We start from the raw sequence: 25,322 nt of genomic DNA on the forward strand, positions 1-25,322 counted from the left end.
TCTTTCTCCCTCTCCCCTTCGGGGAGAGGGAGTTGCTTGAGGCAAATGGTCAGAACCAGCGACGATCCTCGCCCGGCCCTTCGACATTGCCGACACAGCGGCCGCAGATCTCCGGATGCGCGGGGTTGCTTCCCACATCGTCGCGACGGTGCCAGCAACGGATGCACTTGGCCGCGTCGCTCACACTGGCGGAAACGTACACCTCGCCATCGTCGAGCGGCACCGCCAACGCTTCCGAAGGACGCGGCTGCAGCGGCTCGAAGCTCAGTTCCGACGTGATGAAGAAGAAGCGAAGCTCGTCCGCGGACGCCGCGTAACGCGCCGTGGTGGCCGGATCGGCATGCAGCACCACTTTCGCTTCCAGCGCGGCACCGATGCGTTCGGCCTTGCGCATGTCTTCGAGCACACGCGATGTGGTATCGCGGATCGCGAGCAGATCGGCCCAGTAGCGACGCTGTTCCGGCGAATCCTGCCTGTTCACGAGACCGTCGTACCAGGTTTCGAACAGCACGCTCTCGCCGCGCTCGCCCGGCATGTGCTGCCAGATTTCCTCGGCGGTGAACGACAACACCGGTGCCAGCCAGCGCACCAGCGCTTCCAGGATGCGATACATCGCACTCTGCGCGCTGCGGCGACCGAGGCTTTCGGTCGGCATGGTGTAGAGGCGATCCTTGGTGATGTCGAGATACAGCGCGCCCATTTCGTTGGTGCAGAAGTTCTGCACGCGCTGGACGATTTCCGGGAAGTCGTAGCGTTCGTACGCGGCAATCACTGCCTGCTGCACTTCGTAGGCTTGTCCAACGGCCCACTGGTCGAGCAACAGGCTCTTTTCCACCGGCACCAGGTGCTTGGTCGGATCGAAACCATCGAGATTGCCGAGCAGGAAGCGCGCGGTGTTGCGGATGCGGCGATACGCGTCGGCCACGCGCTTCAAGATCTCGTCGGAGACAGACATCTCGTTGCGATAATCCGCCGATGCCACCCACAGACGAAGGATGTCCGCACCGAGCGTATCCATCACCTTCTGCGGCGCGACCACGTTGCCCTGCGACTTGGACATCTTGCGGCCCTGCCCGTCCACGGTGAACCCGTGCGTGAGCAGCGCCTTGTACGGCGGCTGTCCGTCGAGCATGGACGAGGTGAGCAGCGAGGAATGGAACCAGCCGCGATGCTGGTCGGAGCCTTCCAGATAAAGATCGGCGGCGAACGTGGAAACATCCACGTGCGAACCGCGCAGCACGTGCCAGTGCGTCGTGCCGGAATCGAACCACACGTCCAGCGTGTCGCGGTTCTTTTCGTACTGCGACGCTTCTTCTGCGCTCAGGAATTCGCTCGGCTCGACGCTTTGCCACGCCTCGATGCCGTCGCGCTCGACGCGCTTGGCGACTTCTTCCAGCAACTCCGGCGTGCGCGGATGCAGCTCGCCGGTTTCGCGATGCACGAAGAACGCCATCGGCACGCCCCACTGGCGCTGACGCGAGAGCGTCCAGTCCGGGCGATTGGCGATCATCGCATGCAGGCGCTGCTTGCCCCACGCGGGATAGAACTTGGTGGCTTCGATGCCGTCGAGCGCGGCTTCGCGCAACGTCTTGCCACCTTCTTTCGGCACGATATCCATGCCGGCGAACCACTGCGAGGTCGCGCGATAGATGATCGGCGTCTTGTGGCGCCAGCAGTGCATGTAGCTGTGCACATACTTGTTGTGATGCAGGAGCGAGCCGGCCTGCTCCAGTGCTTCGACGATTTTCGGATTGGCCTTCCACAGAAACATGCCGCCGAACAGCGGCAGCGTGGAGGCGTAGTGACCGTCGCCCATCACCGGATTGATGAAGTCGGCATCCTTCATGCCGTGCGCCTTGCACGACAGAAAGTCCTCCACGCCGTACGCCGGCGAGGAGTGCACGATGCCGGTGCCGGTATCGAGCGTCACGTAATCGCCGAAATAGACCGGCGCCAGACGCGCGTAACCCGGATCGGCGTTGTAGAGCGGATGGCGGAAGCGCAAATCGCCCAGCGCACTGCCCGGCGCCGAAGCGATGATGTTGCCTTCCAGGCCGTAGGTTTTCAGGCACTCTTCCACGCGTTCGGTCGCGAGGATCAGCAGACCCTTCGGCGTATCGACCAGGCTGTAACTGAAATCCGGATGCAGGTTGAGCGCCTGGTTGGCGGGAATCGTCCACGGCGTGGTCGTCCAGATCACGATCTGGCCGTTGGGCTTGGGCAACTTTTCCAGGCCGAACGCCTTCGCCACGGCAACCGGATCGTCGAACGCGAAACCGACATCGATGGCGATATCGGTCTTGTCTTCATACTCGACTTCCGCCTCCGCCAGCGCGGAACCGCAATCGAAACACCAGTTCACCGGCTTCAGGCCGCGATAGATGTAGCCCTTGCGCAGCATCTCCGACAGCGCGCGGATTTCCGCCGCTTCGTTGAAATGATCCATCGTCAGATACGGACGATCCCAATCGCCCAGCACGCCCAGGCGCTTGAAGTCCGCCTTCTGCGCCTGGATCTGCTCATTGGCGTAAGCACGCGCCTTGCGCTGCACTTCGGCCGCCGGCAGATTTTTGCCGAACTGCTTTTCGACCTGGATCTCGATCGGCATGCCGTGGCAGTCCCAGCCCGGCACATACGGCGCATGGAAGCCCGAAAGCACTTTGGACTTGACCACGATGTCCTTGAGGATCTTGTTGACCGCGTGACCGATATGGATCGCGCCGTTCGCGTACGGCGGGCCGTCGTGCAGCACGAACATCGGGCGGCCGATCGATTTGGCCTGGATCTGGTGGTAGCGCCCCGCCTTTTCCCATTCGGCCAGCCAGCCCGGCTCGCGCTTGGGCAAATCGCCGCGCATGGGGAAGCTGGTCTGCGGCAGGTTGATGGTGCTCTTGTAGTCCTGGGTCATCGCTCGGGTGCCGTCTCAAGGGATGCCGTCACCATGACGGCACCGCCGGTCTTTCATCCCGCTTCGTTACCCTAGCTACCCAAGGAACCGAAGCGTCGTACGTTTGCTCGCCGCGCGCGGCGGCAAGCGCTCGCGCTTCGGCGAGTGCTTCAAATAATAATGATCGCCACGGCCGCGTTGGGCGACGTGGTGCGGAGCGCTGGCATGGTGTGGGGGCTCATGTCGGGGGCTTTCACGCGTTGATCAGTGCCGGGTTCATGCCCAGGATCTCCCGGGCAGAACGTGCATCATGATCCATTTGTACCTTTAATGGGTCCAGTCCGTCGAATTTCATCTCGTCGCGGAGCTTGGCCACGAACTCCACGGCCATGCGCTGGCCGTAGAGATCACCTTCGAAATCGAACAGATGCACTTCCAGCAGCGGCTCGGCGACCTCGTTGACGGTGGGCCGGGTGCCCAGGCTGGCCACGCCCGGCCAGCTGCATTCGCCCTCGCCCAGGCCGACCCGCACCGCAAAAATGCCGTGCACCGGCGTGGTCCGGTCGCGCAGATGGATGTTCGCCGTGGGAAACCCCAGCGTGCGGCCTAGCTGGTTGCCGTATTCCACCTTGCCTTCGATCACGAACGGACGGCCTAGCAAGGGCGCGGCAGCGCCGAAATTGCCGGCCGCCAGCAAGGCCCGCACCCGGCTCGCGGAAACGCGCTCGCCATCGAGCTGCACCGCGGGCATGGTGTGCGCCGTAAACCCGCGCGCCGCTCCGACCCTTTCGAGCATCGCGACATCGCCCGCGCGCTTGTGGCCGAAGCGAAAATCCGCGCCGACCCAGACTTCGCGCGCACCCAGGCGATCGATCAGAACACGCTGGATGAAATCCTCCGCCGACATGGCGGTCAGCGACTGGTTGAAGCGCAACAGCACGGTGTGCTCCATGCCGGCCGCTGCGAAGCCGCGCAGCTTCTCGCGCACGCTGGAGAGGCGCGGCACCGGCTCTTTCGAAAAGTAAGCGCGCGGCAATGGCTCGAAGCTGACGACGATCGGCATGCAGCCGAGCGCCTGCGCGCGTTCGCGCACCTGGCTCAGCAAAGCTTGGTGACCGCGGTGCAGACCATCGAAGGCGCCGACCGCAATCACGCTGCCATCGGGAGCCACGCACGGCCCCGCGACGTCCCGGGACAGTTTCATCATTCCCCCAGTATAACGGTCATGCGTGGTGCAATTCGCGTAGACGGAAACCTGTCGCGAAAAGTACGGCGACATAGGTCCCGCCGCCAGCGCATACCAGAAGCGCCAGACGCCAGATGCGTCCCATCACCTGCATCTGCGTCCAGTCCGGCCAATACCAGCGGCCGAGAAGCAGAACGATCGTCATCGCCACACAAGCCAGCGCCAATCGCGTGAGGTGGCGTCCCCAGCCCGGTTGTTGCTGGTAAATGTCCGCCTGCCGCAGCCAACGCCACAGCAACAGCAGGTTGATGTAGCTTGCCACCGCGCTCGCCATGCCCAATGCCAGGTGCAACCCGGGCACCTTGGAAAGACCTTCGAGCAACGGCCCGGCCTTCAGTGAGTCGGGCGCCCACATGGCATACAGCATCAACAGGAAAACGCCATTGAGCAGCATGTTGGTAATCAGTGCGGCCACGCCGGCGCGAACAGGGGTGCGCGTATCTTTGCGCGCGTAGAACGCAGGCAGCAGAACTTTTACCTGCGCATACGCCGGCACGCCGAAACTCAACGCCGTCACCGACAGCGTCGCCATGCGCGTATCGAACGGACGGAACTCGCCATTCTGGAAAAGCGTGGCAACCAACGGCTCGGCGAGCAGCATCAAGCCGAACATCGCCGGCACCGCGATCAGCAAGGTCGTGCGCAGACCCCAATCCAATGCCTTGGAAAATCCTTCGTGATCCGTAGCAACATGATGCCGCGACAACGAAGGCAGGATCACCGTGCCCAGTGCGACACCGAACACGCCCAGCGGCAATTCCAGGAAGCGATCCGCCTGCGAAAGCCAGGTCTGCGAACCGGAAATGAGCAACGACGCGATCACCGTGTCGAACAGCAGATTGATCTGCGACACCGACGAACCGAACAGCGTCGGCACCATCTGGCGCATGATCCGGCGCACCTCCGGATGGCTCCAGCCCCAGCGCGGCCACACCAGCAGATCGAGTTTGCGCAGCGTCGGCAGCTGAAAAAGCACCTGGAAAATGCCTGCCGCGAACACCGCCCAACCCAACGCCAGAATCGGCGTCTGCAATCGCCGCGACAGCCACCACGCGCCGGCGATCATGCACAGATTGAGAATCACCGGCGTCAGCGCCGGCAATCCGAATCGATGAAAACTGTTGAGTGCGCCGCCCGACAGTGCGGTCAACGACACGAACAACAAGAACGGAAACGTGAGGCGCAGCAGTTCGACCGTAAGGGTGAACTTGTGCGGCTCATCCACGGCACCCGGCGAGAAAACGGTTGCGACTTGCGGTGCGAACAACACGCAGATCGCGGTGAAGATCAACAGTACGCCGCCCAGCGTGCCGGAGACGCGCGACATCAGCTCCTTCAGGTCATCGTGATGGCGCGTCTCCTTCACCTCGGTAAAAACAGGCACGAAGGCGGTGGAAAACGAACCCTCCGCGAACATGCGGCGCATGAAATTGGGAATGCGAAACGCCACCCAGAATGCATCGGTGGCCACATTGGCGCCGAAGACGTGGCTGATCGAGATATCCCGCAACAGCCCGAGCACGCGCGAAATCATGGTCATGCTGCTGAACGAAAGCAGCCCGCGTAACATGCTGGGAGACTTCATGCCCCTGCTGAAACCCTTGGAAACAGCGCGTAGTTTGGCAGCTTTTCGCTTTTCTCCCTCCTCCTTGGGAGGATAAAGCCGGGGTGAGAGGCCAACCTCGCCTCAACGCCCCATTTAGAGCCGCTTCGTTGCAGATAAAGGCTAGAATGGTCACTCATCCGCCCCTTCGGGCCGCCTTCTCCCCAAAGGGGCGAAGGAAATCGGAGTTCCCGCGGGACGCGCTGGTTAAGCGCTTGACCTATCGGCAAATTGACGTCATAATTGCCGCCTTTTTCCAACCCAAGTAATTCATTCCGGAGTTCTACCTTGGCTAACATCAAGTCCGCGAAGAAGCGTGCGCGCCAGTCCGAGCAGCGCCGCCTGCGCAACGTCAGCGCCCGTTCCATGGTGCGCAGTGCCCTCCGCAAGGTCGTCAAGGCCATCGAGGCCAAGGACAAGGCTGCCGCTGTGGCCGCTTTCGACATCGCTCAGCCGGTGATGGATCGCTACGCCGCCCGCGGCCTGATCCACAAGAACAAGGCTGCCCGTCACAAGAGCCGCCTGAACGCCAAGATCCGCGAGCTCGCTTAAGCGTCTCGCCATATCGGGTTGGCAAAAAAGCCGGCGGAGACGCCGGCTTTTTTTGTTTGCCATCTCCCCTCCCACTTAGCGGGAAAGAGCGGTCAGCACTTCCTTCATGGCTCGCACCTCGGCCACGCTGGTCTGCTCGATATCGGGCGACAAATCCTGCAATGCCGGATTGAGATAACGCATGGCAGAACGGATCACGGCGCGCGCCGAGCCATGAAACTCGTGCGCCCTGGTTAGCTCAACTATCTCTGCCAGATTGGTCGAACGAATGCCGGCACCGGCCATGACCACCAGGCGATCACCCGCCTGCTTCACCAGATCCGCAATCACGTGAGCGCCAGCCTGCGCGTTCGCGCAGCCGCCCGAGGTCAACACGCGTTCGCAACCCAACGCCACGATGTCCTCCAGCGAACGACTGGGATTTGCGCTGGCATCGATGGCGCGATGGAACGTCACGCCAAGCTTGCCGGCGGCGCCGACCAATTCGCGGCAACGCGGATCGACGTTGCCGTCGGCATCCAGCGCACCGATGACCACACCGTCGCAGCCGAGGCTTACGCAGGTTTCCACATCGCGCCGCATGATCTCGAACTCGGCATCGCCGTAGAGAAAATCGCCGCCACGCGGACGGATCAGCACATACACCGGAATACGCACACGATCGCGCAGCATGGCCAACGCGCCGTACGAGGCGGTGGTGCCGCCTTCCGCCAGAGTGCCGCAGAACTCCACGCGGTCTGCACCACCCTCCTGTGCGGCGACGGCCGACGCCACTGAACCCGCCGCGATCTCAAGTAAAGGTTGCTTTGCCATCAGCTGAACGTCGTCTCGTAAACGCTGGGCGAGGCCAGCAGGCGGTCTTGCTGATGCGCATCGCACACGGCGTAGGTGAAACCTTTCTGGATCGCATAGGCACCGCATTCGCCATCGCGACGCAAAGCGAGAAAGCCCACCTGCAATTCCTTGGCGGCATCAGGACGCTTTTTCACGATGCGGCGCACGGCTTCCTCGCAGGCTTCCTGCGGACTGCGGCCCTGCCGCATCAACTCCACCACAAGGAAACTGCCGGCCGTGCGGATGACTTCTTCACCCACGCCCGTGGACGTCGCGCCGCCGACCTCGTTGTCGACATAGAGGCCAGCGCCGATGATCGGACTGTCTCCCACGCGCCCATGCAGTTTCCACGCCATGCCGCTGGTGGTGCAGGCGCCAGCGAGGTGACCGTTGGCGTCGACGGCGAGCATGCCGATGGTGTCGTGATTGTTCTTGCCGCCGGGCATCCCCAGGTTCTGCACGCTGCGGTGATAGTCGATGTTTTCGCTGTTGGCGACCGGCGTGTACTTGGCCTGCTTCAACCATTCATGCCACGCCTTTTCAGACTCGGGCGTCAGCAGGTTCTCCTTCGTGAATCCTTCCTGCAGCGCGAATTCCAGCGCACCATCGCCGACCAGCAAGACGTGCGGCGTATCTTCCATCACCTTGCGCGCCACCTTGATCGGATGCGCGATATGTTCGAGCGCGGCGACCGCGCCGCAGCGGCCATCGCCATCCATGATGCTGGCGTCCAGCGTGACCTTGCCGTCGCGATCCGGATAGCCGGCCCTTCCGACGCTGTGATTGTGCAGATCGGCTTCGGGTATCAGCACGCCGGTTTCCACGGCATCCAGCGGCTTGCCGCCTTTGCCGAGCACACCCCACGCCGCGATATTGGCAGGCACACCGAAGTCCCAGGTGGAAACGACGCGCGCGCCGACACCGCCGGGAACGGTGCCCGATAGCGAAGTGGCACTGCGCGACATGCGCGGCAGCGCCAACGCGGAAGTGGCCAGCAGCGTGGTTTTCAGAAAATCGCGGCGATTACTCATGAGGCCTCCAAACAGCGGCGCAACGCCGCAAGACCCTCATGATGAACGATGTGGATCGTTCAGGCGACCCTGTACATCGACCTAGCTTCGATCTTCGCCGCGCAGGCGCACATCACCCGGCAGCATGTCGCTGCGTTCTTCGCGCGCCTGTTTCTGCGATTCGAAGAAACGCTGTACGTGCTGGCACACCGTCAAGGTGTTCTCGCGCGCGATGGCCGAGACGAGAAACCATGGATGCTTCCATTCCAGGCGCTTGATGATGTCTTCGGCGATGGCCTGACGCTCGTCTTCAGGCAGGACATCCTCCTTGTTCAGCACCAGCCAGCGCGGACGCTGAAGCAGTTCGGGATCGAACTTCTCCAGTTCGTGTTCGATGGCGTGCACCTGATCGACCACGTCGGTGCCGTCGATCGGCGCGATGTCCACCAGATGCAGCAGCAGACGGGTGCGCGCCAGATGACGCAGGAATTGAATGCCCAGGCCCGCACCTTCGGCCGCGCCTTCGATGAGGCCCGGAATATCGGCGATCACAAAGCTCTGATCGGTGCCCAGGCTGACGACGCCGAGATTCGGGTGCAAGGTGGTGAACGGGTAATCGGCGACGCGCGGCGTGGCGGCGGAAACGGCGCGGATGAAGGTGGACTTGCCCGCATTCGGGAAACCGAGCAATCCCACGTCTGCCAGCAGCTTCAGCTCCAGCTTGAGCTCGCGCGCCTCGCCCGGCGTGCCCGGTGTGGATTTGCGCGGCGCACGGTTCACTGAACTCTTGAAGTGGATGTTGCCCAGACCGCCCTTGCCGCCCTGTGCCACCAGCAGGCGCTGGCCGTTTGCGGTGAGGTCACCGATGGTTTCGTCGGTATCGACATTGGTGACGACCGTGCCGACGGGTACGCGGATGACTGTGTCCTCGCCACCCTTGCCGTACATGTCGCTGCCCATGCCGTTCTGTCCGCGCTGAGCCTTGAAGCTGCGCTGGTGACGGAAATCGATCAGGGTATTGAGGCCTTCGTCGGCAATCAGCCACACGGAGCCGCCCAAGCCGCCGTCGCCACCGTCCGGACCGCCGAACGGAATGAATTTCTCGCGGCGAAAGCTGATGCAGCCGTTGCCGCCGTCACCGGCATGGACTTTGATGATCGCTTCGTCGACGAATTTCATGGGCGTGAGACCGTAAAGGAGGGATCGTGACGACAGCGCGATCTTGCCATACCGTCATTCCGGCCTGCGCCCGAATGACGACGGACGATAACCTGTCGTCGCACACGATCCGGATAACGAATAAAACAAAAGCCCCGCCGGAGCGGGGCCTTCGTCGCAGCGTGAGAGCTGGATCAGCCCTTGACGACGCTGACGTACTTGCGGTTGTTCTCGCCGCGGGTCTTGAACTCGACCGTGCCGTCGACCAGCGCAAAGAGCGTGTGGTCACGACCCAGACCCACGCCGGTACCGGCATGGAACTTGGTGCCGCGCTGACGCACGATGATGTTGCCGGCCTGGATGGCCTGGCCACCGTAAATCTTCACGCCGAGGTATTTCGGGTTCGAATCGCGACCGTTGCGGGATGAACCTACGCCTTTTTTATGTGCCATGACTGTCTACTCCGGCTGTATCAGGCGTTGATGCCCGTGATCTCGACTTCGGTGAAATGCTGACGATGTCCCTGCTGCTTCTTGTGGTGCTTGCGGCGGCGGAACTTGATGATGCGGACCTTGTCGGCGCGGCCATGCTTGCGCACGGTGGCGCTCACGGTGGCGCCGGCCACGATCGGGGCGCCGACGGTGATGGTTTCACCGGAGCCGACCAGCAGCACCTGGTCGAACTTCACGCTGGCGCCTTCTTCGGCGTTCAGCAGTTCCACGCGCAGGACATCGCCCTGCTGGACGCGGTATTGCTTGCCGCCGGTTTTAATGACTGCATAACTCATGGGAATAGCCCTTCTGTCGTTATTCTCTTGGGTTCGCCGCGACCTATTCGGACGCAGCGAACTGAGGATTATAGCGATCAGGCGCTGGGCTGGTCAACAAGTGACCAGCCGCCGAACCGGGGTCACTGCTGGCCCGAGCCGCCTCCGGGCGACGCTGCGGGCGGGTTGTCCGATCCGGTCCCGAGGCAGCGCCCCTGGGCGTCCAGCTTGCCCTCCTTCTGGAGTTCCGAGAACATGTCCGACGTGCGTTGGCGGCCCCACTGCTGGCCGCTCTGCGCGGCCTCTGTCATGGTCGCGGGCATCTCCGAGACGAGCTTCTGGCCCAGCGGCGAGCGGTAGAACTTGATCAGCCCGGCCACTTCGTCGGCGGTGAAGTGGTGCTGGTAGGCGGGAATCATCGCTTTGATCAGCTGTTCCTGCCCGTTCTTGTCGATATAGGTCTGCCAGTAGCTGGCCGGGACGCAGGGCAGCTGCTGGCTCATCATCGCCGCCATCTGTTTGTTCATCACGGTGAACTGGTCCGGCACGTCCATCACCTGCATCAGCTCCCGCACCTGCGCTTCCGTCGGCTGCGCCGCCAGGACGGAACCCGTTGCCAACGCCATGCACGCACCCACGCCCATCAGCCACTTGCCAGCCGTCATGTCGAACCCTCCGCAGTCACGGGAATCGGGAAATAGCGGTCGAGCATAGTCACCCCGCACATCGCTGCCTAGGGACACTCTGATCAATTCTTCGTAGGCGGCATGATGTCCAGAAGGCCCGCAGGCTGTGTTGCACGGCGCCGGGAAGACTGGCCGTCTTGCCAAGCCGTGCGGCGCAGCCTGCGGGCCTTCTGGACATCACCCCATCACTTAAATTCAGCACGTTGGGGCCAGTCCTGTCTGTCCGCATGCCTTCGGCCCGCCGTCTCGACAGACGGCCAGTCTGCCTTCGCCGACGGCCCTACGGCTTGCGAACAGACAGGACTGGTGACGCCTACGAAGAATTGATCAGAGCGTCCCTAGGTGGACCACAAACGCGGCTACTGACATAACGTTGTCAGCAGGTTTTTACACCCATGGCGCAGACCGGGCGCACTGGCTTGGTATAGTGATCTATTCCCCAATGGTTCTGCGTCATGGACACCATCCGCATCCGGGGCGCCCGCACGCACAATCTCAAGAACATCGACCTGGACCTGCCTCGCGATCGTCTGATCGTGATTACCGGTCTGTCGGGTTCGGGCAAGTCGTCGCTGGCGTTCGACACCATCTACGCCGAAGGGCAGCGTCGTTACGTCGAGTCGCTATCCTCCTACGCGCGGCAATTCCTCTCGATGATGGAGAAGCCGGACGTCGACCATATCGAAGGTCTGTCGCCCGCCATCTCGATCGAGCAGAAATCCACCTCGCACAACCCTCGTTCCACGGTGGGCACGATCACCGAGGTATACGACTACCTGCGTCTGCTCTATGCCCGCGTGGGCACGCCCCGCTGCCCCGACCACGGCATTCCGCTGGAGGCGCAGACGGTCAGCCAGATGGTCGACACCACGTTGGCCCTGAACCCCGAAAAACGTTTCATGCTGCTGGCGCCGGTGATCCGCGAACGCAAGGGCGAGCATGTGCAGGTGTTCGAGCAGTTGCGCGCGCAGGGTTTCGTGCGTGCGCGCGTCGATGGCGCGGTGTACGACCTCGATGCGGTGCCGCCGCTGACCTTGCGTCAAAAGCATACGATCGAAGCGGTCATCGACCGATTCCGTCCGCGCGACGACATCAAGCAGCGGTTGGCCGAATCGTTCGAAACGGCACTCCGGCTGGGCGATGGCCTGGTGATCGTGGTGGACATGGACGATCCCAAGGCCAGCGAGCAGCTCTACTCGTCGCGCTACTCCTGCCCGGTGTGCGATTACTCGCTGCCCGAACTCGAGCCGCGCCTGTTCTCGTTCAATTCGCCGGTCGGCGCCTGCCCGGCCTGCGATGGCCTGGGCGTGACCCAGGTGTTTTCGCCGGAGCGCGTCGTCAGCCATCCGGAACTGTCGCTCGCCAGCGGTGCCGTGCGCGGCTGGGACCGTCGCAACGCGCATTATTTCCAGCTGATCCTGTCGCTGGCGAACCATTACGGTTTCGATGTCGATACGCCGTGGGAGAAGCTGTCCAAGACGGTGCAACAAGCGGTGATGTACGGCAGCGGCAAGGAAAAGATAGCGTTCCGCTATCTCACCGAACGCGGCGGCAAGGTGACGCGCGAGCATGCCTTCGAAGGCATCCTGCCGAACCTGGAACGGCGCTACAAAGAAACCGAATCCCCGGCGGTGCGCGAGGAACTGGCGAAGTACATCAGCGATCATCCCTGCCCCGATTGCGGTGGCCAGCGTTTGAACCGCTCGGCGCGCAACGTATTCGTCGCCGATCACGCGCTGCCTGTGCTTACGGCACGTTCCATCGACGATGCACTCGCGTTCTTCGACACGCTGAAGCTGTCCGGTTGGCGCGGCGAAATCGCGGTGAAGATCGTCAAGGAAATTCGCGAGCGTCTGAGCTTCCTCAACGATGTCGGCTTGAATTACCTCACGCTCGATCGCCAGGCCGATACGCTGTCCGGCGGCGAAGCGCAGCGCATCCGCCTCGCCTCGCAGATCGGCGCGGGCCTGGTCGGCGTGATGTATGTGCTGGACGAGCCTTCCATCGGCCTGCATCAGCGCGACAACGAACGACTGCTCGGAACGCTCACGCGTCTGCGCGATCTCGGCAACACGGTGATCGTGGTCGAACACGACGAAGATGCGATTCGCGCGGCCGATCACGTCCTGGACATCGGCCCCGGCGCCGGCGTTCACGGAGGCGAGATCGTGGCGCAGGGCACGCTGAAAGACATCCTTTCCTCGTCGCGTTCGCTGACCGGCCAATACCTGTCCGGCAAACGCGAGATCAAGGTTCCCACGGAACGCCGCGAACAGCTCGACAAGGATTCGTGGCTTTATCTCAAGGGCGCGAACGGCAACAACCTCAAGCATGTGGATCTGGCCGTTCCTGCAGGCTTGTTCACGTGCGTCACCGGTGTTTCGGGCTCGGGCAAATCCACCCTGATCAACGATACGCTGTTTGCTCTCGCAGCCGCCGAGTTGAACGGCTCGACGACGCAAGCGGCACCGTACAAATCCGTCGAAGGACTCGAACTGTTCGACAAGGTTGTCGATATCGACCAATCCCCGATCGGTCGCACGCCGCGTTCGAATCCCGCCACCTACACGGGCTTGTTCACGCCGCTGCGCGAACTGTTTGCCCAGGTGCCCGAAGCGCGTTCGCGCGGCTACACGCCGGGACGTTTCAGCTTCAACGTTCGCGGCGGACGTTGCGAAGCCTGCGAAGGCGACGGCATGATCAAGGTGGAAATGCACTTCCTGCCGGACGTGTACGTGCCCTGCGACGTCTGCCACGGCAAGCGCTACAACCGCGAGACGCTGGAGATTCTCTACAAGGGACACACCATCGCGGACGTGCTCGGCATGACGGTGGAGGATGCCTCCAAGTTGTTCGAGAACGTACCCGTCATCGCGCGCAAGCTCGATACATTGCGCGCGGTCGGTCTCGATTACATCAAGCTCGGACAAAGCGCGACCACACTTTCGGGCGGCGAAGCGCAGCGCGTGAAACTTTCCAAGGAGTTGTCCAAGCGCGACACCGGCCGCACGCTCTACATCCTCGACGAACCCACCACCGGCCTGCACTTCCACGACATCGAGCAGCTGCTCGACGTGCTGCACCAGCTGGTCGACCAGGGCAATACCGTGGTGGTGATCGAACACAATCTCGACGTCATCAAGACGGCCGACTGGATCGTCGATCTCGGTCCGGAAGGCGGCGCCGGTGGCGGACGGATTCTGGTCACCGGTACGCCGGAAACCGTGGCGGCGACGTCGGGTTCGCACACCGGCCGCTTCCTGGCTCCGCATCTGAAGCCAGCCAAGACGGCGCGCACCAATATCGAGAACGGTAAAGTCAAGGCCAAACGCAAAGTAGCTTCATGAATACGGCATCCGACTCCCTCCCCGCAAACATGCCCTTGTTGTGCATCGCCGATATCAGCGTGCGCTGGCGCGATCTCGACGCGTTCAATCACGTCAACAACTCGACCTACCTCACCTATCTGGAAGAAGCGCGCGTGCAGTGGCTGCAGCGCATTCCGGGACGCTGGGCTTCCGAACATGCCGTGCCGGTGATGGTGGCCAGCGAACTCAACTATCGCCTGCCGATCGAATGGCCGGGACAACTGCGCGTCGAACTGACTTGCGCGCGGCAGGGAAATAGCTCCATGACGATCGCTCATCGGATCGTCGATGCGTCCGGCGACAAGCTTTATTGCGACGGTCACGTCGTGATGGTGTGGATGGATCCGACCACCGGCAAATCCGTGCCGTTGCCGCAGGCAGTCAGAGACGCCGCGTCAGGTTGATCCAAGACCCTCGTGTTCTGCTTGCACAGAACACTTCTCAACCCTCAGGAGCCAAGCATATGGAAATTCAGCCCTATCTCTTCTTTGACGGTCGTTGCGAGGAAGCTATCGCGTTTTACCGCGATGCGCTCGGCGCGCAGGAATTGATGAAAATGCGCTTCAAGGACGCACCGCCTGGCGATGGATATCAGGCATCGCCCGAGGTTGCCGACAAGATCATGCACGCCGCCCTGGCCATCGGCAGCACGCACTTGCTCATGTCCGACGGTCAGGCGGGCGAGGAGAAGGTTTCGCACTCGGGTTTCAGCCTCTCGGTAACTGCGAACGACGTCGCTTCGGGCGAAAAGTATTTCAACGCCCTGAGGCAAGGCGGCAAGGTCACCATGCCGTTCCAGAAAACATTCTGGACCGATGGCTTCGGCATGTTGGTGGACAAGTTCGGCGTGCCGTGGATGGTCAACGTGCAGCACCAGAACAAGTCCTGAAGCGCGAAGGAACGGTCAACTGCGGCGGCACATACGCCGCCGCATCCTGCTCGTTATGATCGGCTGCATCATCCGCCAAGGGAGTGCACCATGACGATCAGGCATCGAACCGTTCTGGCTTTCGCCCTCGCTACGTTGTGTAGCGCGCCGTATGCCTGGGCTGCCGATGGCGCATCGATCACGCTGTATCGCAGCGACAGCCCGGGGTTATACGCGAGCAGCGGAGACAGCGATGCCAACGAGGGCTATGCCGTCGTGCGCGAACAACGCGGTGTCACGCTCGAATCGGGTCTTCACGACCTGGTGCTGAGCGATCTGCCGAACTATCTGGATGCCGAGGCGATGGCACTTGGTTTTCCGGGCGGCGAAGCCAAGGTCGTTTCACAACGCTTGTTGCTTGGCCAAGGCCCCAATGCGGCACTGACGGGTCTCACAGGCAGCAACATCAGCGTCCTCGGTGACAATGGCCAGCCGCTGGCAAATGGCACGCTGCTGCGCGCCGGCGGAGACGGACTCGTCGTTCGCGGCAGTAACGGCACAACGCTGATTCGCCAGTATGCCGCCGTGAATACGGAAGGCGGAAACTTCCCTACCGGTTCGAGTTTGCGCCTGCGCGTCGATGCATCGCGCAGCGGCCAGGCCAATGCCGTGCTGAGCTACCCCACCTCGGGTATCGGCTGGCGTGCGGCCTATGTCGCGACGTTGCAGCCGGGCAACGCATGCAACATGCAATTCGAATCGCGTGCGAGCATCGCGAACCGCAGCGGTCGCGACTGGAACGGCGCCAAGCTCACCCTGATCGCAGGCGAGCCGAATTTCGCGAAGGCGACGGGACCGCGCCCCATGTCGATGGCGTTTGCCGCCAAGGCGCTTGCCGCACCGGCGGCATTGCCTGAGCAATCCTCGATGGCCGATTACCGCAGCTATGCCCTGCCCGCGCCCGTCGACCTGCCCGATGGCAGCATCAGCCAGGTACCGCTGTACGCAGCGCGCACGATGGGTTGCGAACGCACCGCGCTTTACGAAAACGGCGGCAACTGGATGCCGCCGCAGCCGATGCTCAACCTCGATTTCAATACCGACAGCAACAACACCATCATCAGCACGCTGCGATTCACGGCCTTCGACAGCCTGCCTGCCGGATATCTTCGCGTGCTGACGGCCGATCGCAACGGCGTACCGCAATTCATCGGCGAAGGCCGCATCAACGACACGCCCAAAGGCAGCGATGCCACCATCACGCTGGGCACAGCCTTCGACCTGCGCGGCACCCGCGAACGCACCAGCTTCCATGCCGACCGGAACGGACGCACCATGGACGAAGCGTTTCGCATCACGCTGACCAACGCCGGCGATACGGCGCGCACGGTTACCGTGCGCGAGCATCCGAATCGCTGGCGGGAGTGGACGGTCGCATCGTCGAGCGTGAAGCCCAGCAAACAGACCACGGATTCTCTTGAATTCCGCGTCGACGTGCCCGCCAACGGCAAGGCCGTGCTCGACTACGGCGTGCGCTACACCTGGACCGCCGACGTCCAACCGCAACCCTGATCACCGGACATCGTTCGCGGTACGCTGTCCACTTTTTGGAGCCCGAAATGCTCAACCTCGTCAAGCACGACGCCGCCGCCGAAATTCAGCTGGCGCGTCCGCCCGTCAACGCACTGAATCTGGATTTGTTGCGTGCGCTGCAGGGTGCACTCGCGGACGCCGTGCGTGACGGTGCACGCGGCATCGTGCTGTCGGGTACGCCGGGCATGTTTTCCGCGGGCGTGGACGTACCGGAGTTGCTCACGAAAGATCGTGCCGACGTGCGCGAGTTCTGGCGCGAATTCTTCGTGACATGCGCAGCACTCGCGCATTCGCCCGTACCCGTTGTGGCGGCAATCACCGGCCATAGTCCTGCCGGCGGCGCGGTGCTGTCGCTGTTCTGCGATTACCGCGTGATGGCCCATGGGGCCTATCGCATCGGTTTGAACGAAGTGCAGGTAGGCCTGGTCGCACCCGACTGTATTCAGATGGCACTGCGACGCATCGTGGGCGCATACCGCGCCGAACGCTTACTGGTTGCCGGCTCGCTGATCGACGCCGAACAGGCGCTGGCCTGCGGTTTCGTGGACGAACTCGCCGCCGTGGACCAGGTCGTCACACGCGCATTGCATTGGCTCAACGAGACACTGGCGCTACCCGCGCACTCCATGCTGGCAACGCGCCAGATCGCGCGTGCCGATCTCATGAGCACGTATGCCAATGTCGATGCGTTGCCGATCGATACCTTCGTTGATGCCTTCTTCCATGCAGATACGCAGGCGACGCTACGGCAGTTGGTGGCACGCCTCAAGAAGAAGGATTGATGATTGCGACTGGACGGGCGGCCGGCTTCACCCGGCGCTCGTTTCCACGGGGCGCGACGGATCGCTGATCCATCCGCTCCACGACGGCGCATAAAGACGCGAACCCGCGAGCCCCGCGTATTCCATCGCCAACTGGTTATGGCAAGCGGTAACGCCGGACCCGCACATATGCACCACATGGTCCGGCTGGCGGTTTCCGATCACAGCGAGGAATTCTTGCCGCAACACGTCCGCTGGCTTGAAGCGGCCGTCAGCCTGCATGTTGTCAGTGAAAGGACGATTCGCCGCTCCCGGAACATGACCGGGCACCCGATCGAGCGGCTCGACTTCGCCGCGGTAACGCGGAGTCGCGCGCGCGTCGAGCAGCAGATCCGTTTTCAGTCCTCCAACGACCGCGTGGTCGAGCAACACCTGGTTTGCGTCATAGTGCAACGCCACCTGCGTCGCCTCGCGCCGTGGTGTTTCTTGCGACACCGGCTTGCCCGCGGCCGTCCACGCCGCATAACCGCCATCGAGCACGGCGACTTCGCGCGCACCCGTCAATCGCAACAACCACCACAGTCGCGACGCGGCCAGCGCGCCGTTGCCCGCGTCGTAGCACACGACTTGCAGACCCGGACGCCAGCCCCACCGCCCCAACAACGCCGAAAAGTTCTCTTCTAACGGCAAGGGATGGCGCCCCAGGCCCAGCGGCACGCGGCTGAGATCGGATAGATCGCGATCCAGGCTGGCGAATACCGCTCCGGGGATATGGCCTTCGCGATAATCGCGCTCGCCTTTGTCCGCATCGGACAGGTCATGACGACAGTCGGCGATCAATACATCGCCTGGCGAAAGCGCAGCCAGTTCATCGACCGAAATCAGCGTATTTTTCATGCGCTTTCCATCCTCTGCACCAGGTTCAGCAGTATCGCGGCGGTGGCGCCCCAGATGCGATGACCGGTGCGCTCGAACTCCACCATTTCGCGGCGATGGCCGCGGTATTCCATCACATAGCGTTTCAGGTTCGCTGGTTCAAGGAAGTGCGCCAGGGGTACTTCGAACACTTCGGCCACCTCATCGGGTGCCGGACGATAGCTCGCCTCGGGCGCGATGCGGGCGACCACGGGCGTGATGCAGAAGCCGCTGATGGTTTCGAAGCAATCCAGATAGCCGAGTGGCGTCACGAGCGCACGATCCAGGCCGATTTCTTCTTCGCTTTCGCGTAACGCCGTCGTCACGGCATCGCCATCGGCAGGATCGGTACGACCGCCCGGAAAGGAAACCTGTCCCGCGTGCGAACTCAAGTGATCCGTGCGCACGGTAAACACCAGCCGCAGTTGCTCGGCATCGCGAAAACCCATCAACACCGCCGCAGGGCGAAGCGGCGTATCGCCAAGCAGTTCGACCATCTGGGCGTGATTCCATCCCGGCGCTGTCGGCGGTTGCGACAGCGGCCGCAGCGCGCGCAACAGGGCATCCATCATGCGGACTCGCGTGCAGGCAACACTTCGTTCAGGTAATGGGAGCGCTCGGCATCGCTCATGCCGCGCCAGCGGGCGATTTCATCGCCCGTGCGATAGCAGCCGAGACAGTATCCGCGCGGATCAAGTTGGCAAACGCCGACGCACGGGCTCAAGATGGCTAGGAGAGGAAGCTGGGAATCGTTTGACATGCACCCGACATGCTAGCGCAGGCGCTATCGCCGCGTCAGGGGCCCGACACCTGCGGATTCGGCGGCTTGATGTCCAGAAGCTCGATATCGAACACCAGCGCCTGATTGGGCCCGATGCGTGGCAACGCGCCCTGCTCGCCGTACGCCAGCTGCGGCGGAATCACCACCTTCCAGCGATCCCCCACGTGCATGCGCGGAATCACGTATTGCCAGCCGCGGATGACCTTGTCCACGGGGAAGCTCGCCGGCTTGCCATGCGCATAAGTGCTGTCGAACTCCGTGCCATCGACCAGCATGCCGCGGTAATTCACCGTCACGAAACTATCGATACCGGGATTGATGGTGCCGTCACCCTGCTTGATGACCGAATACTGAATACCCGACGGCAACTGCACCACGCCCGGCTGCGCGGCGTTGTGCTGCATGTACTCGTTGCTCTTGCGCTGGTTGTCGGCGGCGATGCGTTTAAACTCGGCCATCGCCTGGTCGTGTATGCGCTCGCCCAGGCTCACCAGCTGGTCGAACATGTCCTGCTTGGACACCGCAGGAGCTCGCTTGGCGTAGGCGTCCGCGATGGCCTTCTGCAGCACAGCCATATCCACCGGAACATCCCCGTCGGAAAACTGGGTTCCGATGCGATATCCGATGGCGTACGAAAGTTTGTACTTGTCCAGCTTGACCGTGGGCGGTTGCTGCGGCGGCGAACTGGGTGCAGCCGGCCCCTGTGCCTGTGCCGCGAACGCAGCAAGCAACATGATGCCTGGGACCAGCCTACGCGTGTGTGCCATTACATTCTCCATGGCGGCAAGCATACGGCCAAAGCCGCCATCCTAAGCGGTTCCGCCGCTTCCTGCAGCTGTGCCGACCGATTGTCACTGTCAAGAGTCTGTCTGAGAACGCCTGGAGGCAGAAAAGGTTCCCGCTGCTAAAATCAGTGCTTTATCTTCAATACGGAGTCGAGCATGGCCTACCGCAATCTTGAAATCGGCAACCGCGATGCCGTGCGTACGATCACCGTCAACCGGCCCGATAAGCTCAATGCGCTCAATCGCGACACGTTGAACGAGCTGACCCTGGCGTTCACGCAGGCGGCGCAGGACGACGCGGTTCGTGCCGTTGTGCTGGCTGGCGCAGGCGAGAAGGCGTTCGTCGCCGGCGCGGACATCAGCGAGATGAACGGCTATACGCCGGTCCAGGCGCAAGGTTTTTCGCGCACCGGACAAAAGCTCATGAGCACGATCGAGCGGCTGGGAAAACCCGTAATCGCACGCATTCAGGGATTCGCTCTGGGCGGCGGCATGGAACTGGCCATGGCATGCCACCTGCGCGTGGCAAGCGAAAAAGCCAAGTTCGGCCAGCCTGAAATCAATCTTGGCCTGATTCCGGGGTTCGGCGGCACGCAGCGCTTGCTGCGTCTGGCTGGGCGCAGCGCCGCGCTGGAACTTTGCCTGCTCGGTAGCACGATCACCGCGCAGCGCGCTTACGAACTGGGCGTGGTCACCCGCATCGTGGCGCCCGAGGCGCTGGACGAGACGGTCAATGCGCTAGCCGACCAGCTTGCCGCGGCCGCGCCGCTGGCTGCCGCCGGCATCCTGGATACCGTGTTGCAAGGTGGCGAGACGTCCATCGACCAGGGCCTGGAATTCGAGACGCAGGCATTCGCGCTGGCCTTTGCGACAGAGGACATGCGCGAAGGCACCAGCGCCTTCCTAGAGAAGCGCAAAGGCGTGTTCAAAGGAAAATGATCTCGCGAGGGGTGGGTGCGTCATCGCGCCCCACCCTTCTTTATGCGGCCATCAATGTGCGCCGCGATATTTCTTCTCGCCGGCGGTGATGCGCAGATCCAGCCGGTTTTCCGGCGGCGCCAACGGACAGGTTGCGAATGACGTGAATGCGCACGGCGGGTTGTAGGCCTTGTTGAAGTCCAGCACGACCTTGCCATTCACCGGCAGCGCGGCGTAGAGGAAACGTGCCGCGCCATAGGTCTCGTGACCCGACGTACGGTCGGCGAGCACAAAGAACAACTCTCCGCCCGGCTCTTCCTGGTACGGCAGCAATTCGTAAGTGTGCCCATCGCGCTGGAACACAGCCTTGCCCGGCACCTTCACCGTATCGATGGTGCCGATCACCGAACCCATCTGCAGATCGTGCGGCGGGTTGAAGGGCACCCAGTCGGCCACGATGCGCCACGAAGCGTCGATCGGGAAGTAATCGATCCCGAGGAAATGTTGCCGCGCCGGAGCCGTGCTGTCTTTCACGCGCAGCGCCTTGCGGCCCTCGCGGTCGATCACGTAGAAGTTCGCGGTACCGAACGTCACCGTCGTAGGCGCGGCGTCGCCGGTGACGTGCATATCGTCGACCAGCGCCGCTTCGTGCACGGATTTGCCATCGACTTTCGCATCGCTGCCATCGGCCAGCGTGATGTGCAACTGCCCTTTTTTGTCCAGCGTCACGACACCCAGATGCGCGGGCCCTGCCTGCAACACGACGTCATTGTCGGAGGCGCTGCCCACGCGATTGGCGCCTTCCTGCAACCACTCCAGCCCGATCAGGCTGAGCCAGCCCGTCGGCCCGGTAAGGTTTGCAACGCGCTGTGCACGCCATTGCTCGATGCTTTGCTGATAAGCATCCGGCGCAGTCGTCTGGTTGGGGGTATCGGCATGCACGAGGGCGACTCCAGTACTCAGTATCAATCCGGCAAGAACAACATGACGCCACATGGGGGTTTGCTCCGCGCGATGCAAGGAGCATCCAGTATGGACGTCTCTTTGAAGGCGGTACAAGCGCCGCCTAACGACCACGCAGAAATAGCTTATCCAGTTCGCTCATGTTGACCTGCACCCAGGTCGGACGGCCATGGTTGCATTGGCCAGAGCGTTCGGTGGCTTCCATCTCGCGCAGCAATGCGTTCATTTCCGGCAGCGTGAGCCGCCGCCCCGCGCGCACGGAACCATGGCAGGCCATCGTCGACAGCAACTCGTTTTCCACTTCCTGCAATTGACGGGAGCTGCCGTGCTGGGCAAGTTCCGCCAGGACGCTGCGCGTGAGTTCGGCGACATCGGCGCCTTCGAGCAAGGCGGGAATGCGCCGCACCACCACGGCCGACGGCCCGCTGCGCGAAATTTCCAACCCCCAGTCGGCCAACGCCTCGCCATGCTCCTCGGCGGCCGCGGCCTCTTTGGCGCTTACCGCTACCGACAAAGGCACCAGCAGCATCTGCGAACGAAGATTGCTGCACACGCGACCGGACTTGAGCTTTTCGTAGGTGATGCGCTCATGCGCCGCATGCATGTCGACGAGCACAAGTCCGTGTGCATTTTCGGCCAGGATGTAGATCGTCTTGAGTTGCGCTATGGCATAGCCGAGCGGCGGCACGTCGCCGTCGTTGGCAGACGCCATGGACGGCAACGGTTCGGGCTGGCTGGCGGCAACATTCCCCAACAGGTTGGCGTAATCGGCCAGAGGCTCCTCTCGCACGCCAAGCTGCAGGTGACTTTGCGCAAATGCGCCGCGCCACCCCATCGATTGGCCGCCTGCCGACTGCGCTGCAGGCACGACTTGCACCGGTGCATTCGTCCACGCTGCGCTTTCAGTTTGAACACTTTGTCCGGCGCGCGTCTCCGCCAGCGCTTCATGCAAGGTGCGGAACAGGAAATCGTGCACCAGGCGCTGCTCGCGAAAGCGCACCTCATGCTTGGCCGGATGCACGTTGACATCCACGCCGGCGGGATCCAGCTCCAGATACAGCACGAATGCCGGATGCCGCCCATGGAAAAGCACGTCGGCATACGCCTGGCGCACGGCGTGCGCCACGACGCGATCACGCACCAGCCGGCCGTTGACGTAGAAATACTGCGCATCCGCTTGCGGACGCGATGCCGTGGGCAAACCCACCCAACCCGACAGGCGCATGCCTGCCGTGGCGTGATCGATGCGCAGGCTCTGCTGCGGAAATTCATCGCCCAGCACGTCGGCCACGCGCATCAACATGGCATGCTCATCGCGAGCTGCCTTCCACACGCGTACCGACTTGCCGTTATGACTCAAACGGAATTCGACATTGCTGCGCGCCAGAGACAGCGACTTGAGCAGATCGTCGATATGCGCGAATTCCGTGCGCTCGGCGCGAAGAAATTTACGTCGCGCGGGAACGTTGTAAAAAAGATCGCGCAGCTCCACGCTGGTGCCTTGCGGATGCTGCGCAGGACGCGCTGCCTGCATGCGCCCGCTGTCGACCTCAATGCGGAACGCGCTATCCGATCCGCGCAGACGCGAGGTCATGGCGAAACGCGCCACCGACGACATCGATGCGAGCGCTTCGCCGCGAAAGCCCATGCTCGCGACGTGTTCCAGATCGTCGAAACTGCCGATCTTGCTGGTGGCATGCGAGGCGATCGCCAGAGGGAGATCGTCCGGAGCAATGCCATCGCCATCGTCGCGCACGCGAATCAGCCGTGCGCCGCCGAGTTCGATGTCGACTTCGATACGCGTTGCACCGGCGTCGAGGCTGTTTTCGACCAGTTCCTTCACGACCGACGACGGCCGTTCGATGACCTCGCCGGCGGCGATCTGGTTGACGAGCTCGGGGGGAAGCGGGCGGATCCGGGGCATGCTGCAAGCTTAACAGCCGGCGCCTGCGTCAACTATCCGGAATCTCCAGCATCATGCCGGCGTGGACGCTGTCGCTGCTGATGCCGTTGATGCTCTTGAGCGAATCCACGCTTACGCCGTATTGCTTGGCGATGCTGCGCAGGCTCTCGCCTGCGGTGACACGATGCATATCGCGCACATCGGCATCGGCCGGCGCCGACGATCCATCCATGGCGACCTTGTTCTTAGCTTTGCCGACCGCGGCGATTTCGGTGCCTGCATCGACCACGACGCCCTTGCGGCGCGCGGCTTCCGCTGCGAACCAGGTGCCGGGCGGAGGGTTGCTCATGAAATAACCTTTCACGCCGTCCATCACCGCCGTGGCCAGCTGCTCCTGATGCGCCGGATCGTGCAGCTTGTGTTCTTCCACCGGATTGCTGATGAACGCGGTCTCCACCAGGATCGATGGCACATCCGGCGAGCGCAGCACAACGAAGTTGGCGTGCTCGACATAGCCCCGATGGGTCGGGCCTAGCGCGGATAGTGCGTTGAGCACGTTCTGGGCCACGGTTTCGCTGGCCTGTACCGCCCATCCTTGCTGCATGTCCAGCAGCACGGAGGCGAGGCTGTCGTTTTCGGCCGCCAGCGACACGCCACCGATCAAGTCCGAACTGTTTTCACGGTCCGCCAGCATCTGCGCCGCCACCGAGCTCTTGCCGCGCGAGGAAAGCACCCATACGGACGAACCACGCGCGTCGCTGCTGCTGTAGGAGTCGGCATGGATGGCGACGAAGAGATCCGCCTGGTTCTGCCGCGCGATCTCATAACGCTGCTTGAGCGGGATGAAGTAGTCGCCATCGCGGGTCAGGATGGCCTTCATGCCCGGCTGGCGATTGATCTGGGCAGCGAGGTCGCGAGCGACGGCCAGGGTCACGTCCTTCTCCAGCAGTCCGTCAGGACCGTGCGCGCCCTGGTCCTTGCCGCCGTGACCGGCATCGACCGCCACAACGACCTGGCGCTGGCTGTTCAGGAGCACGGCCGCCTGGCGAGTCGTCACGCCCTTGCGGGTGGTGAGCTTGCTAGCCGCATTGATGGTGACGGGGGCAGGAGCAGCAGCCTGTTCGTCGGCGCCACTGTCTGTCGCATCGTCGTGCGCGGGAGCCGTCGAGGCCGCCGGCGCGGGCGTTGCAACATGCTCGCGTGTTGCAACTGTATCCACCGCAGCCGGCTTGTCCGCTTTGGTCGCCGTCGTGGCACTGCCCGGATACAGATCGAGCACCAGGCGATAGCCGGACTGTCCCGAGGGACCAAGCATGAAGGTCTTGGGCTGGCTGTTGGGTGCCACGGAAGCCGTGAAACGCACGGAACCGCCCTGGCGCGTGCTGCTAAGGCCCTTGAACAAGCCCTGCGAAGCTGGCGCGAATTGGCCGGTGATGCGGCTGTCGCTCATCTCAAGGACGACCTGATCGCCTTCCTGGGTGAGCTTGTACTTGGCCGGACCAGAGAGATCGAAAACCACACGGGTGTATTCGGACCCCGCCCAAACGCGGGCATTCTTCACGTCGGCGGCGTGCAGCACGCCACTGGGCACCGCGGTGATGATCGCGGCGCCAGTCAGACAGATAACGCGGGTCAGGAATCCCCTCATGGCGGTGCATTGAAGCGCACGGCCTTCTTGAATGCAATAGGTTTTCCTTTAAATTTCCATAACCTGCAGGCCTTTTG

At 62.7% G+C, this 25,322-nt stretch carries 21 protein-coding genes and 1 pseudogene; 7 read left to right on the top strand and 15 right to left on the bottom strand.

Translation table 11 applies throughout. The features are described 5' to 3' along the window. Positions 1-49: 49 nt before the first annotated feature. The 3 genes from ileS to murJ form a co-directional block, all read right to left on the bottom strand. Positions 50-2,908 (bottom strand): isoleucine--tRNA ligase, encoded by a 2,859-nt coding sequence (ileS, locus tag DWU99_RS04925; RefSeq protein ID WP_115476847.1) that lies wholly within the window; start codon positions 2,906-2,908, stop codon positions 50-52. A 232-nt stretch (positions 2,909-3,140) separates the two neighbouring features. Next, complete coding sequence (locus DWU99_RS04930) at positions 3,141-4,094, bottom strand: bifunctional riboflavin kinase/FAD synthetase (RefSeq protein ID WP_115476848.1); 954 nt, start codon at positions 4,092-4,094, stop codon at positions 3,141-3,143. Positions 4,095-4,110: 16 nt separating this feature from the next. Continuing rightward, complete coding sequence (murJ, locus tag DWU99_RS04935; protein ID WP_199535716.1) at positions 4,111-5,703, bottom strand: murein biosynthesis integral membrane protein MurJ; 1,593 nt, start codon at positions 5,701-5,703, stop codon at positions 4,111-4,113. A gap of 321 nt (positions 5,704-6,024) precedes the next feature. Between murJ and rpsT the strand changes: the two genes are divergently transcribed. Continuing rightward, positions 6,025-6,288 (top strand): 30S ribosomal protein S20, encoded by a 264-nt coding sequence (gene rpsT / locus DWU99_RS04940; RefSeq protein ID WP_115476850.1) that lies wholly within the window; start codon positions 6,025-6,027, stop codon positions 6,286-6,288. Between the two features lie 75 nt (positions 6,289-6,363). Here the strand turns inward: rpsT and DWU99_RS04945 are convergent, their stop codons facing one another. The 6 genes from DWU99_RS04945 to DWU99_RS04970 form a co-directional block, all read right to left on the bottom strand. Continuing rightward, positions 6,364-7,101 carry a copper homeostasis protein CutC gene (locus tag DWU99_RS04945; RefSeq protein WP_115476851.1) on the bottom strand — a complete coding sequence of 246 codons (738 nt, stop codon included), beginning with the start codon at positions 7,099-7,101 and terminating at the stop codon, positions 6,364-6,366. Then, the gene (locus DWU99_RS04950) at positions 7,101-8,153 is read right to left on the bottom strand and encodes a glycosylasparaginase (RefSeq protein ID WP_115476852.1); all 1,053 of its coding nucleotides are present in this window, start codon (positions 8,151-8,153) and stop codon (positions 7,101-7,103) included. Before DWU99_RS04950 ends, DWU99_RS04945 begins: the two co-directional genes overlap by 1 nt. An 81-nt stretch (positions 8,154-8,234) precedes the next feature. Beyond that, entirely contained in the window at positions 8,235-9,311 is a 1,077-nt protein-coding gene (cgtA, locus tag DWU99_RS04955) for an Obg family GTPase CgtA (RefSeq protein ID WP_115476853.1), read from the bottom strand. 173 nt (positions 9,312-9,484) lie between these two features. Continuing rightward, a complete protein-coding gene (rpmA, locus tag DWU99_RS04960) occupies positions 9,485-9,742 on the bottom strand; it encodes a 50S ribosomal protein L27 (protein WP_115476854.1) in 258 nt (85 codons plus the stop codon). A 20-nt stretch (positions 9,743-9,762) separates the two neighbouring features. Further along, positions 9,763-10,077, bottom strand: coding sequence for a 50S ribosomal protein L21 (gene rplU, locus DWU99_RS04965; RefSeq protein ID WP_115476855.1), 315 nt, complete (start codon positions 10,075-10,077; stop codon positions 9,763-9,765). 122 nt (positions 10,078-10,199) lie between these two features. After that, entirely contained in the window at positions 10,200-10,721 is a 522-nt protein-coding gene (locus DWU99_RS04970; protein ID WP_115476856.1) for a DUF2059 domain-containing protein, read from the bottom strand. Positions 10,722-11,197: 476 nt separating this feature from the next. On the opposite strand from DWU99_RS04970, the gene uvrA reads away from it, so the two are divergent. The 5 genes from uvrA (at position 11,198) to DWU99_RS04995 (ending at position 17,353) form a co-directional block, all read left to right on the top strand. Next, positions 11,198-14,089 (top strand): excinuclease ABC subunit UvrA, encoded by a 2,892-nt coding sequence (uvrA, locus tag DWU99_RS04975; RefSeq protein ID WP_115476857.1) that lies wholly within the window; start codon positions 11,198-11,200, stop codon positions 14,087-14,089. Beyond that, on the top strand, positions 14,086-14,514 hold the full coding sequence (locus DWU99_RS04980) for an acyl-CoA thioesterase (RefSeq protein ID WP_115476858.1): 429 nt from the start codon (positions 14,086-14,088) through the stop codon (positions 14,512-14,514). Before uvrA ends, DWU99_RS04980 begins: the two co-directional genes overlap by 4 nt. Positions 14,515-14,573: 59 nt before the next feature. Next, on the top strand, positions 14,574-14,999 hold the full coding sequence (gene yjdN / locus DWU99_RS04985; RefSeq protein WP_115476859.1) for a VOC family metalloprotein YjdN: 426 nt from the start codon (positions 14,574-14,576) through the stop codon (positions 14,997-14,999). Positions 15,000-15,089: 90 nt separating this feature from the next. Further along, on the top strand, positions 15,090-16,550 hold the full coding sequence (locus DWU99_RS04990; RefSeq protein WP_115476860.1) for a DUF4139 domain-containing protein: 1,461 nt from the start codon (positions 15,090-15,092) through the stop codon (positions 16,548-16,550). Between the two features lie 47 nt (positions 16,551-16,597). After that, positions 16,598-17,353, top strand: a complete 756-nt coding sequence (locus tag DWU99_RS04995; protein ID WP_115476861.1) for an enoyl-CoA hydratase/isomerase family protein — start codon at positions 16,598-16,600, stop codon at positions 17,351-17,353. A gap of 27 nt (positions 17,354-17,380) precedes the next feature. Here the strand turns inward: DWU99_RS04995 and DWU99_RS05000 are convergent, their stop codons facing one another. The 3 genes and pseudogenes from DWU99_RS05000 to bamJ form a co-directional block, all read right to left on the bottom strand. Further along, on the bottom strand, positions 17,381-18,229 hold the full coding sequence (locus tag DWU99_RS05000; RefSeq protein ID WP_115476862.1) for a sulfurtransferase: 849 nt from the start codon (positions 18,227-18,229) through the stop codon (positions 17,381-17,383). Further along, a pseudogene (locus DWU99_RS05005) lies at positions 18,226-19,007 on the bottom strand (NUDIX hydrolase). The gene DWU99_RS05000 and the pseudogene DWU99_RS05005 overlap by 4 nt, the downstream one beginning before the upstream one ends. A gap of 35 nt (positions 19,008-19,042) precedes the next feature. Continuing rightward, positions 19,043-19,795 (bottom strand): BamJ family beta-barrel-assembly machinery protein, encoded by a 753-nt coding sequence (bamJ, locus tag DWU99_RS05015; RefSeq protein ID WP_233510874.1) that lies wholly within the window; start codon positions 19,793-19,795, stop codon positions 19,043-19,045. Positions 19,796-19,969: 174 nt separating this feature from the next. Between bamJ and DWU99_RS05020 the strand changes: the two genes are divergently transcribed. Beyond that, a complete protein-coding gene (locus DWU99_RS05020) occupies positions 19,970-20,752 on the top strand; it encodes an enoyl-CoA hydratase/isomerase family protein (protein ID WP_115476865.1) in 783 nt (260 codons plus the stop codon). 51 nt (positions 20,753-20,803) lie between these two features. Here the strand turns inward: DWU99_RS05020 and DWU99_RS05025 are convergent, their stop codons facing one another. From DWU99_RS05025 to DWU99_RS05035, 3 genes are all read right to left on the bottom strand, one after another. Then, positions 20,804-21,727: a DUF1684 domain-containing protein gene (locus tag DWU99_RS05025; protein WP_115476866.1), complete on the bottom strand. Its 924-nt coding sequence runs from the start codon at positions 21,725-21,727 to the stop codon at positions 20,804-20,806. Between the two features lie 70 nt (positions 21,728-21,797). Next, positions 21,798-23,618 carry a DNA mismatch repair endonuclease MutL gene (gene mutL, locus DWU99_RS05030; RefSeq protein ID WP_115476867.1) on the bottom strand — a complete coding sequence of 607 codons (1,821 nt, stop codon included), beginning with the start codon at positions 23,616-23,618 and terminating at the stop codon, positions 21,798-21,800. A 28-nt stretch (positions 23,619-23,646) separates the two neighbouring features. Beyond that, a complete protein-coding gene (locus tag DWU99_RS05035; protein WP_115476868.1) occupies positions 23,647-25,245 on the bottom strand; it encodes an N-acetylmuramoyl-L-alanine amidase in 1,599 nt (532 codons plus the stop codon). Positions 25,246-25,322 lie beyond the last annotated feature (77 nt).

It is taken from the genome of Dyella psychrodurans, from assembly GCF_003363265.1.
Taxonomy (GTDB): domain Bacteria; phylum Pseudomonadota; class Gammaproteobacteria; order Xanthomonadales; family Rhodanobacteraceae; genus Dyella_B; species Dyella_B psychrodurans.